We start from the raw sequence: 11,240 nt of genomic DNA on the forward strand, positions 1-11,240 counted from the left end.
AGATTCAGGCGACAATCGGCGTGCTCACATATTCCTTCGATACTCCCCACCCACCGCATACAACGCATGGCTGATCTGTCCCAGCGAATGCGTCTTCACCGCCTCCATCAGTGATGCAAACACGTTGCGCCGTTCGCGAGCGGTGGTTTGCAGCCCACGCAGTCCTTCGCTGGAAAACTCGTTGCGGTTGCCCTGATACCCCGCCACGTTCGCAATCTGCTGCCCCTTCTCCCCTTCGGTCGAGCGGATCAGTTCGATCTCGGTGACGATGTCGCCACCGTGTTCCTTGGGCAGGAAGGTGTTGACGCCGACCAGCGGCAGGCTGCCATCGTGTTTCTTGTGTTCGTAGTACAGCGACTCTTCCTGGATCTTGCCGCGCTGGTACATGGTGTCCATCGCGCCGAGCACGCCGCCGCGCTCGCTGATCGCCTCGAACTCCTTGTACACCGCCTCTTCCACGATGTCGGTGAGTTTGTCGACGATGAAGCTGCCCTGCCACGGGTTCTCGCAGAAGTTCAGGCCCAGTTCCTTGTTGATGATCATCTGGATGGCGACGGCACGGCGCACGCTCTCTTCCGTGGGCGTGGTGATCGCCTCGTCGTAGGCGTTGGTGTGCAGGCTGTTGCAGTTGTCGAACAGCGCATACAGCGCTTGCAGCGTGGTGCGGATGTCGTTGAACTGGATTTCCTGCGCGTGCAGGCTGCGGCCGCTGGTCTGGATGTGGTACTTCATCATCTGGCTGCGGGACGATGCCCCGTAGCGCTCGCGCATGGCGCGGGCCCAGATGCGGCGGGCGACGCGGCCGATCACGGTGTATTCCGGATCCATGCCATTGCTGAAGAAGAAACTCAGGTTCGGCGCGAAGTCGTCGATGCGCATTCCTCGCGCAAGGTAGTACTCGACGATGGTGAAGCCGTTGGACAGCGTGAAGGCCAGCTGCGAAATCGGGTTCGCGCCGGCCTCGGCGATGTGGTAGCCGGAAATCGACACCGAGTAGAAATTGCGCACACCGTGGTCGACGAAATACTGCTGGATGTCGCCCATCATCCGCAGTGCGAATTCGGTGCTGAAGATGCAGGTGTTCTGCGCCTGATCTTCCTTCAGGATGTCGGCCTGCACCGTGCCGCGCACGGTTTTCAGCGTCTCGGTTTTGATGCGGGCATAGGTGTCGGCATCCACCAATTGGTCGCCGGTCATGCCGAGGAAGGCCAAGCCAAGACCATCATTGGTGGCCGGCAGTTCGCCCTCGTAGCGCGGGCGGTTGCGGCCTTCGAAAAACGCCGCGATCTTGTGCTCCGCTGCTGCCCAACGCGCCGGGTCGGCCTTCAGGTATTTCTCCACCTGCTGGTCAATGGCGGTGTTCATGAACATCGCCAAGATAATGGGCGCCGGGCCGTTGATGGTCATCGACACACTGGTGGTCGGCGCGCACAGGTCGAAGCCGGAATACAGCTTCTTCATGTCGTCCAGGGTCGGGATATTGACCCCGGAATTGCCGATCTTCCCAAAGATGTCCGGGCGCGGCGCCGGGTCTTCGCCGTACAGGGTCACGCTGTCGAAGGCGGTTGAAAGCCGTGCGGCAGGCTGGCCCACGCTGAGGTAGTGGAAGCGGCGATTGGTGCGCTCCGGCGTGCCTTCACCGGCGAACATGCGGATCGGGTCCTCGCCGGTGCGGCGGTAGGGATAGACGCCGCCGGTATAGGGATATGCGCCGGGCAGGTTTTCCTTTTGCAGGAAAGTCAGCAACTCACCCCAGCTTTTGTAGGTGGGCGCGGCGATCTTCGGGATCTGCTGATGCGAGAGTGATTCGCGGTAGTTTTCGACGCGAATGGTTTTATCGCGCACCTGGTATTCGTTGACCGGCTTGACGATGGATTTCAGCCGCGCCGGCCACTCGCGCAGCAGCTTGAGTGCTTCGGAATCCAGCGACTGGATGGCGTCGTTGTAGCGCTGGCGCAGGGTGAGTAGCGAGCGATCTGGCGCTTGCGCCCCTCTCCCTTCGGGAGAGGGGTTGGGGTGAGGGTGCGACGCCGAACCCTCACCCTCGGTCCCTCTCCCGGAGGGAGAGGGAAGCACGGCCTCGGCGGGGTACAACTCCAGCGCCTTCGGCAGCGCGGCATCGCCCAGCTCCTTGAGTGCCTGCCACAACGACTGCGCGCGATCGGCGACCTCCGCCTGCGATTCGATGCGCGCATTGATCGCCCTGCCCTGCTCGGCAATCTCGGCCAGATAGCGCACCCGCGAACCCGGAATCAGCACGGTGGCGCGGGGCTCTTTCAGCTCGGTATTGAGCGTCGGCGTCCACTGGCCAACATCCAGCGCCAGCTTCTCGCGCAGCAGCCGGCACAGGTTGGCGAACATCCAGTTCAGGCCAGGATCGTTGAACTGCGACGCGATCGTCGGGTAGACCGGCACATCCCCATCCTTCACATCAAAGCGGACGTGGTTGCGCTTCCACTGCTTGCGGACGTCGCGCAGTGCGTCTTCGGCACCGCGCTTGTCGAATTTGTTGAGCACGACGAGTTCCGCGAAATCCAGCATGTCGATTTTTTCGAGCTGGCTGGGCGCGCCGAAGTCGCTGGTCATCACGTACATCGGGAAATCGACGAGATCCACGATCTCCGAGTCGCTCTGACCGATGCCGGCGGTCTCGACGATAACGAGGTCATAGCCCAGCGACTTCAGGAAGCCGATGCAATCCTTCAGCACCACATTGGTCGCCATGTGCTGGCGGCGGGTGGCCATCGAACGCATGAACACGCGCTGAGAACGCAGCGCGTTCATGCGGATGCGGTCGCCGAGCAAGGCGCCGCCGGTGCGGCGACGGGTCGGGTCCACCGAGATCACCGCGATATGCATGTCCGGAAACTGCGCCAGAAAGCGGTTCAACAGTTCGTCGGTGACCGAAGATTTGCCCGCACCACCGGTGCCGGTAATGCCCACTACCGGCGTTTTGGCACCGGCCAACTGCCATTCTTTGCGCAGATGATTGAGCGTGGTTTCGTCCAGCGCCTGCTCCTCGATGGCACTGAGCATGCGGCCGATTTCAATCTCGTTGTCGAAGCTGACCTTGTGCGGCATATCCACCGGTAGGCGCGCCTTTTCGGCACGCGCCACGACATCCTCGATCATGTGCACCAAGCCCATGTGCATGCCGTCATTGGGGTGGTAGATGCGTTCCACGCCGTAGGCTTGCAGCTCGCGGATTTCCTCGGGGGTGATGGTGCCGCCACCGCCGGCAAACACGCGGATGTGCGCGGCGTTGCGCGCTTTCAGCATGTCCACCATGTACTTCAGGTATTCGACGTGGCCGCCCTGATAGCTCGACAGCGCGATCGCGTCGGCGTCTTCCTGCAAGGCCGCGCGCACCACATCCTCGACCGAGCGGTTATGGCCCAGATGAATCACTTCCGCACCCTGTGCCTGGATCAGCCGACGCATGATGTTGATTGCGGCGTCGTGGCCATCGAACAGGCTGGCGGCGGTGACGAAGCGCAGCGGGGTGGACTCGACGTGCTGCTGCGGCAGATTGGCGGCGGGGGTATTCATGAGGCTGCGTTCACATGGGACGTGGCAATCGCCTATTGTACCGCCCATGCGAACGCAACCCGCTGCGTTTGCGGCAGCCCTACTTCACTTCATCAAACACGTACTCATGCTGGCCGTCGCGCACGATGAGCTGGCGCATACCAGCCTTCACTGCACCGACAAACGGGAACCCGGCAGCCACCGGATCGATGGTCACGAAGGCCAAACTGCCATCCACCTGTGGTTGCGTGGCAACAGCGGAAGAAAACGACCCCACGTCAAACACGACCTTGCCGTGGTTGCGCTTGACCCATAAATCGCCCAGTGCTGGGTTGTGATAGCGATTGGCCAAGCCCGCTAGGGCCTTAGCATCCGCAGGCCATTGCAACAACTTGCGCTGCGCATCGAATGCGGCGCGATTGGCTTTGGCCGTAGCGGTGGCGGCGGCCACCGCCTGCGGCTCGCCATCGAACATCAACTCCATCAGCCGCCGCTTGAACGGGCCTCGCAGGTACACGCCCTCGTCGGCGTTGGTCAGGATCACCGCGCCCACTTTCTGCTCCGGCCACCACATCATGTTGGAATGAAAGCCGCCCAAGTCGCCGCCGTGGTCGATCACGGTGACGCCGTCGCTGTTGTCCACCATCAAGGCCATTGCATAATTCTTGTCCACGCCGAGGGCAATTTGCGGCTCACGGCGTTGCAATAAAGCAGCCTCGCCGATGTAGCGTTTGCCATCCGGCAGCAGGCCACGGTCGATTTCCATTTGTACATACTTGAGCATGTCGTCCACCGTGCTCCACGCCGCACCGGCCGGACGCGAGGCGATGATGGTGTCGTTCAACCCCATGCCCATGACCTGCACCTTATGGTTGATGTCGTAACCATGCGGCGCAGCGTAGTCACCGGTTTGCGCCTTGGCATAATCGAAGGTGGTGTTGTGCATGCCCAAGGGATCAAATACCAGCGCCTGCATCGCCTTGTCATAGCCGGCGCCCAGCTCACTACCGGGGTACGCAACTTGGCCGCCGATATAGCCCGCAGCCGCAGCCATCGGGTTGGAATACTGGAACAGTTCACCAAACCCGCTGGTGGGTTGCATTGTACCCAGCGTTGTCAGCACGCTGGCGGGGGTTTGTTTTTCGCCTTCAAACAACCATTCCATATCCTGCCTGGGCACACCAGTGCACGCGCAGATCAGGTGCTTCACCAGCACCTTGTCGGTGGTGGCGGCATCCCCCAGTTTGAAGCCGGGATACACATCTTCGGCACGCGCATTCCAATCCAGCTTGCCGGCATCCACCAGTTTGGCCAGCATCAGCGTGGTCAGCGCCTTGGTGTTAGAGGCGATCATGAAGCGGGTATCGGCATCGACTTTGGCAGGCTTGCCCAGCTGACGCACCCCGAAGCCGCGTGCCATCACTACTTTGCCATCCTGAATGATGCCGATGGCGACACCGGGCACGTCAAAATCCTTGCGCATCTGTTCGACAAAATTGGTCACTTGCTGCAGGCGGGCCGCATCCAATGGATGAGCACTGCGCCCGGCGAAGGTTTCACGCACGTAGCCAGCGGGTTGTAGGCGTTGATAGATCTTTCCGATTTGCGCGCTGCGCTTTTCAGCTATCCCCTGATCGATGTCGTTGAGTACCACCGTCCATGTCTTGCCCCGCCGCAAGGCGGCCGCGCTGATGGCACGCTTGGCATTTTGCGGCACGTCGTAATCGTAAAACCGCCGCTCCTCCCAGCCATCACGCGGGTTGGCATTGGTCGCCAATAAAAACTTGGGCGTCGCGCCTACGGCTGCCCACGCCGCCGCAACTGCTGCATCGGCGCTGCTTTCGGTGGCATCCGCGATTACCACGCGCGAACCATCGGCCTCGGGTGGGGTCAGCCATGTGGCGCTGCCATGTCGCTGATGGCCCCAGCCCTCAGGCACAATGAATGTCGTGCCACGTGGGGTTGCGACCGCAGTCTCGGTATTGACAGCAACTACTGCCGATTGCGATGCCGCCTCACCCGCCTGTACCCCCGCCATAGGCACACACAAGGCAATGGCCAGAGCCGTATGTTTGAACACGTTACGCATGAGTACTCCCCAATAGCCTGACCACAATGGTGGCTACCGTGTGTTCAACGCATTCACTCTGGAATACAGGCCACCGATGCTGTTGTGGCATGCTGAAGCCCCTGAATCCGTGCCTTTCCCATGCTTCGTAATTTGTCATTGCTGGCACTCCTCAGCGCATTGCTTGCCTGCTCGCATACGCCGACGCCAGTCGCCATTGCAACCCCACGAGTATTGCTGCTGGGCGAAGTCCACGATAACGCCGCCGGCCACGCCGCCCGCATTGCCGTGCTGCGCGAAAAATTGGCCACAGGCTGGCGGCCGGCCATTGCGATGGAGCAATTTGACCGCGAACGCCAGTCTGATCTGGATGCCGCGATGCGCGACTGCACCGATGCCGACTGCGTGATTGCCCGCGCCGCACCCGCCAAATCCAGTTGGGAGTGGACGCATTACAAGCCCGTCATTGAACTGGCCCGGCAATACCAACTGCCGCTATATGCCGCCAATCTGTCACGCGCCGCGGCATCCAACATCGTGCGTGCCGGGTTTGCCGATGCGCTGCCTGCCGACCTCATCGCCCACTACCGCTTGGATGCACTGCCCGTCAGCGTGTTGGCGGCGCAATCGTCCGAAGTACGTGATAGCCATTGCGGGCAATTACCCGAGGCCATGGTGGTGCCGATGGCCAAGGCGCAGATCGCTCGTGATGTGGTGATGGCCGATGTCATACGCACAGCGCTGCACCAGCACGCAGCCGGCATCGTGCTGATTGCCGGCAACGGCCATGTGCGCAGCGATATCGCGGTACCGTTCTGGTTGCACCGCGCCGGCTTGACCCCAAGCACGCTGGGATTCTTGGAACCCAATGCAAATGCCGCCCCGTATGACGCCGTGCAGCGGATACCGGCTAGCGCCCGGCCCGACCCATGCGCAGGGTTTACAGCACCCAAGCCAGCGGGCTAGCCACACCAAAACTGACGTTGTGCGTCACTGCTGGGCGCGGAGTGGCGGCAAACCCATTCGGAAGCGTATGGCACAAGACTTGCTTTCGCATTCTGCAAATGATTCGCCACGTCACCAAATTCAGCGCGATCTTTGCATTGGCCACACTCTGGCTGGTGGGCAGCCCGTCGCTGCCCTCTATCGGTGCGGCGTCCAACAAGACAGAGACCGCCGCCGCGCCATTGGCCTCCGATCCCAGTGGATGGATGCCTGCCGATGTGTTTGCGGCCGACGAAGGCCTGCCCGACCCCACCGTCAATACCATCGTGGCGCAAGCCGATGGCCAGGTGTGGTTTGGCACCATGCAAGGCTTGGCTAGGCAAAATGGTGGGCGCATTGCGCTGGAGCCGGGCATCGCCGGGATGGGCAAACGCGCAGTGCTTGCGTTGGCCACAACGCGCACGGGCGATCTGCTGGCGGCATTTGAAGGTTCAGGCGTTTATCGCAGGCGGCATGGCCTCTGGCAATTTCTGGGCGCACCGTTCGGCGATCATCGTGTTCGCCGCATTCGGGTCATTGCACACGGGAGTCAAGACCACATTTTTGTCAGCGGTGACGGCGTTGCCCGTTGGGATGGCCAGCGTTGGCAGCACCTGCCGCTGCCAAAGATGCTGGCCAATTACGAAATTTTCGATATCGCCATGCAGCCCGCAACCAAAACCACCCCGGCGGTCACTTGGCTTGGTAGTTTTGGTCAAGGTTTGGTGCGCTGTACAGGGCAATGGGCCTGTACCCGCGTGGATATCACCGGTGCAGGACCACGCACCAATGAAGTGCGCAACTTGTTGCTGCAACCGCTGCATGATGGCCAATTTGCACTGTGGGCCGGCATGTTGGGCGGTGGCGTAGCCCGTCTGCAAGACAACGCGTGGGTGCGCTGGCATACCGGCAACAGCGCCCTACCTAGCGATTTCGTCAACGAACTTGCACTGATCCAACCCGATGGCAAACCCAGCGAAGTGTGGGCCGCCACTCGCAGTGGCTTGGCCATCATGCGTGACGGTCAAACATGGCAGCCCCCCATCGCCCACACACAACAGCTGCAGGCCAATGCCTCCACCGACCGTATTCGCGCACTCCTGCAATTGAAAACCAGCCAAGGTGCCACCGAAGTGTGGGTGGGTTCCGATGGTGGCGCTCTGCGGATACCGCTCTCGGGTCCATGGCAATTGATCAGCACCATGGGCAACCGTGCCAATGGCGTCTGGGACCTGCATATCGAGCCCATGACAGATGGCCAGCAACGGGTGTGGCTTGCCAGTGATGGCGAGGGCGTGGCCCGGTATGAACACGGCCATTGGCGGCATTACGGCAGCGCCGATGGCATCCCCAATTTGACGGTGCGCAGCATTTTGCGCGTTCCCGATGGCAGCAAGGATGGCGCGCTTTGGATTGGTACCTGGGGCGGCTATGTGCTACGCCTGCAAGGAGAACGGTTTGTCGAAGTTCCAACGCCATGGCAAAAGCGCAAGGAAGAATCAACCAGCTTGATGTTGACCCAAGGTGGCCAACTCTGGGCCAGTACCCGCACACAAGGCATTGCCCGTTGGGACGGCCAAGACTGGGTGTGGATGCCAACCGGCCAGCATGCCCCCAGCCGAATCTACGGCGTGGTAATGGTGGGACAAGACCTATGGTTCAGCACCCTAGAGAATGGGTTGGCGCGCTATCGCGCTGGGCAATGGCGGTATTTCCAAACCGATATCGGCCTGCCCATCGACGCGCTGTATGACCTGCGTCTGATTGCAGAGAACGGGCGCAATTTACTGTGGGTCGGCAGTAATAAGCATGGCCTGATGCGGATCGACATCAGCAACCCCGAACAACCGCGCCTAGTCACCCAACCGGCATTGCCCGCACAGCCTATTCCCCTCGTGTATGGCGCGGTACGCGACGGCCGTGGCGATTTGCTGGTCTGCACGGATTATGGCGTGTCCCGCTGGCATCTTACCGATCGCGGCTACAGTGCCACCACGTATCACCGGCAAGATGGCCTACCACACGATGAGTGCAACGGCGGCGCCATGCAGGTGGACACCTTTGGCCGGGTCTGGATTGGCACGGTGGGGGGTGCGGCAGTGTTCACGCCGCCGCCCTACCAAGCACGCAAACCTTCCAAGCTGGTCGTCAGCAGTTTATTGGTGGATGGCAAACCGATTGCACTGAATACCACTGCAATCAAATTCCCCAAACGCGACAGTCGTCTTGAGCTTAGCCTTAGTTTATTCACGGGCGAAAAGGAAGCGGCAACGCGCTACCGCGTCCTGTTGCTGGATGCTGAGGGTGGGCGCGGCACATGGGGGCCTGCCGAGTCGCACGTACTCGCGCGCTTGCCCAGTGGTCGCCAACGGATTCGCATCGAGGCGATGGATTTTGCCGGCACCCAAGCCGTCCCCATCACCTTGACCGTGCAGGTGCCCTACGCATGGTGGCAAACCCCGATAGCACGGGTACTGATGGTGATGGCTGCACTGCTGCTGTTTTGGGGTGTTCTGCGGTTACGCCTGCGCCATCTTCGGCAACAAGAAGACCTGCTACGCAGCATGGTGAACCAGCGCACCACCCAATTGCAGGCCAGCGAGGCCGCACTGCGCTTGGCCAATGACGAGTTGCATCGACTGTCCTATACCGACCCTCTGACCGGTCTGGCCAATCGGCGGCGTTTGTTTGAGGCGTTGAACACGCAGTTGCGCAATGCGCAAACCCAGCAGCGACCGTTGGGCTTGTTGATGATCGACTTGGATCACTTCAAACAACTCAATGACAGTCTTGGTCATCTGACCGGCGATCGCTGCTTGAAAGAAATCGCGCAATGCCTGCTAGCCCAGCTGCCACCACAAAGTTTGGCCGCCCGCTACGGCGGCGAGGAGTTTTGCGTGTTGCTGCCGGGGCTTGATGCCGCCGCAACCATCGCGCTGGCCGAACAGTTACGGCAGCAGGTGGAAACGCTGGCCACTGCGTGTTGCAGCAATCATCACCCGCATCTGACTATCAGTATTGGGGCTGCCACACTTTCGGCAACATCCGCATCACAAAACAGCGACGCCGACGGCTTGCTGGCCGCAGCAGATCGGGCGCTGTATGCGGCAAAAGCCTCCGGGCGCAATTGTGTCCGCAGCGCGCGTGAATAACCCCACCCACGGCGATTCCCATCGTGTCGGGATGAATCGCTTAGAATATGCCCCGCTGCAAACACCCCAGCAGATCATCCATACACAACGCAGCCAACGTCCACTCCCTTACCCATAGCCGCCGGTACCGCAATAATCGCTGTGGTTCGGCCGGAGTTCAGTCATGATTTTTGAGACGCTTGATACCTACGGCCACGAACAAGTCGTGTTCTGCCACAACAAGGATGCCGGCCTGAAGGCGATCATCGCCATCCATAACACCGTGCTCGGCCCCGCGCTGGGCGGCACCCGCATGTGGCCGTATCAAAGCGAGGCCGAAGCGCTGAACGACGTGCTGCGTCTGTCGCGCGGTATGACCTACAAAAACGCCGTGGCCGGCCTGAATATCGGTGGCGGCAAGGCGGTCATTATCGGCGATCCGGCCAAGGACAAGTCCGAAGCGCTGTTCCGCGCGTTCGGCCAATTTGTGGAGTCACTGGGTGGCCGCTATATCACCGCCGAAGACGTAGGTATTGACGTCAACGACATGGAATACGTGTACCGCGAAACCGAATACGTCACCGGCGTGCATCAGGTGCATGGCGGCTCCGGCGACCCCTCCCCGTTCACTGCCTATGGCGCATTGCAGGGTCTGCTGGCCACCTTGAACCGCAAGTTTGGCGATGAGGACGTGGGCAAATATTCCTATGCCGTGCAGGGCCTTGGCCATGTGGGCATGGAATACGTGAAGCTGCTGAAAGAACGCGGCGCCAAGATTTTTGTCACCGACATCAACAAGTCGCTGGTGGACAAAGCGGTGTCAGACTACGGTGTCGAAGCGGTGGGTCTGGACGAAATTTACGATGTGCCGGTTGATGTGTATTCGCCCTGCGCGCTGGGCGGTACCGTCAACGAACAAACCCTGCCACGGCTGAAGTGCAAGGTCATCTGCGGTGCAGCCAATAATCAATTGGCCAACAACGAAATCGGTGATGAAGTCGTGCGTCGCGGCATCTTATACGCACCCGATTACGCGGTGAACGCCGGCGGGGTGATGAACGTGGCGCTGGAACTGGACGGCTACAACCGCGAACGTGCAATGCGCATGATGCGCACGATCTATCACAACCTGTCGCGCATCTACGAAATCTCTGACCGCGATGGCATCCCCACCTACAAAGCCGCCGACCGCTTGGCGGAAGAGCGTATCGAGAAAATCGGCAAACTCAAACTGCCATTGGGGCGCGGTCGCACGCGCTTTCAAGGCCGCGTGCGCGGGAGCTGATGATGCGTCCATTTCCTTTAGATGAAGACACCGATGCTCTGCGCGAAGCTGTTCGCCGCTTTGCCGATGCCGAAATTGCACCGCGTGCGGCGAAGGTCGATGAAGACAATCTGTTCCCGCAGGACGTGTGGGTAAAACTGGGCGAAATGGGCCTGCTGGGGATGACCATCCCCGCCGAATTCGGCGGCAGCGAGATGGGCTATCTGGCGCATCTGGTGGCGATGGAAGAAATCAGCCGCGCTTC

Annotated in this window: 6 protein-coding genes; 4 read left to right on the top strand and 2 right to left on the bottom strand. The window is 60.7% G+C overall.

Translation table 11 applies throughout. The features are described from left to right. Positions 1 to 24: 24 nt before the first annotated feature. Positions 25 to 3,549 carry a methylmalonyl-CoA mutase family protein gene (locus PK789_RS08910; protein WP_324308414.1) on the bottom strand — a complete coding sequence of 1,175 codons (3,525 nt, stop codon included), beginning with the start codon at positions 3,547 to 3,549 and terminating at the stop codon, positions 25 to 27. Between the two features lie 79 nt (positions 3,550 to 3,628). Then, positions 3,629 to 5,617 (bottom strand): serine hydrolase domain-containing protein, encoded by a 1,989-nt coding sequence (locus tag PK789_RS08915; RefSeq protein WP_324308415.1) that lies wholly within the window; start codon positions 5,615 to 5,617, stop codon positions 3,629 to 3,631. Between the two features lie 120 nt (positions 5,618 to 5,737). Here PK789_RS08915 and PK789_RS08920 point away from each other — a divergent pair, with 120 nt between their 5' ends. The 4 genes from PK789_RS08920 to PK789_RS08935 all read left to right on the top strand — a co-directional run. Continuing rightward, positions 5,738 to 6,562, top strand: a complete 825-nt coding sequence (locus tag PK789_RS08920; protein ID WP_324308416.1) for a ChaN family lipoprotein — start codon at positions 5,738 to 5,740, stop codon at positions 6,560 to 6,562. 98 nt (positions 6,563 to 6,660) lie between these two features. Then, positions 6,661 to 9,732, top strand: coding sequence for a diguanylate cyclase (locus PK789_RS08925; RefSeq protein ID WP_324308417.1), 3,072 nt, complete (start codon positions 6,661 to 6,663; stop codon positions 9,730 to 9,732). A 163-nt stretch (positions 9,733 to 9,895) separates the two neighbouring features. Next, positions 9,896 to 10,996 carry a Glu/Leu/Phe/Val dehydrogenase dimerization domain-containing protein gene (locus PK789_RS08930; RefSeq protein WP_324308418.1) on the top strand — a complete coding sequence of 367 codons (1,101 nt, stop codon included), beginning with the start codon at positions 9,896 to 9,898 and terminating at the stop codon, positions 10,994 to 10,996. Positions 10,997 to 10,998: 2 nt separating this feature from the next. Further along, the coding region (locus PK789_RS08935; protein WP_324308419.1) for an acyl-CoA dehydrogenase family protein at positions 10,999 to 11,240 on the top strand (242 nt) is incomplete at its 3' end.

This window comes from Thermomonas sp., from assembly GCF_035369645.1.
Lineage (GTDB): Bacteria > Pseudomonadota > Gammaproteobacteria > Xanthomonadales > Xanthomonadaceae > Thermomonas.

Coding starts and splice junctions, on each gene's coding strand:
- PK789_RS08910 (WP_324308414.1), bottom strand. CDS start 3,549: ATGAATACCCCCGCCGCCAATCTGCCGCAGCAGCACGTCGAGTCCACC.
- PK789_RS08915 (WP_324308415.1), bottom strand. CDS start 5,617: ATGCGTAACGTGTTCAAACATACGGCTCTGGCCATTGCCTTGTGTGTG.
- PK789_RS08920 (WP_324308416.1), top strand. CDS start 5,738: ATGCTTCGTAATTTGTCATTGCTGGCACTCCTCAGCGCATTGCTTGCC.
- PK789_RS08925 (WP_324308417.1), top strand. CDS start 6,661: ATGATTCGCCACGTCACCAAATTCAGCGCGATCTTTGCATTGGCCACA.
- PK789_RS08930 (WP_324308418.1), top strand. CDS start 9,896: ATGATTTTTGAGACGCTTGATACCTACGGCCACGAACAAGTCGTGTTC.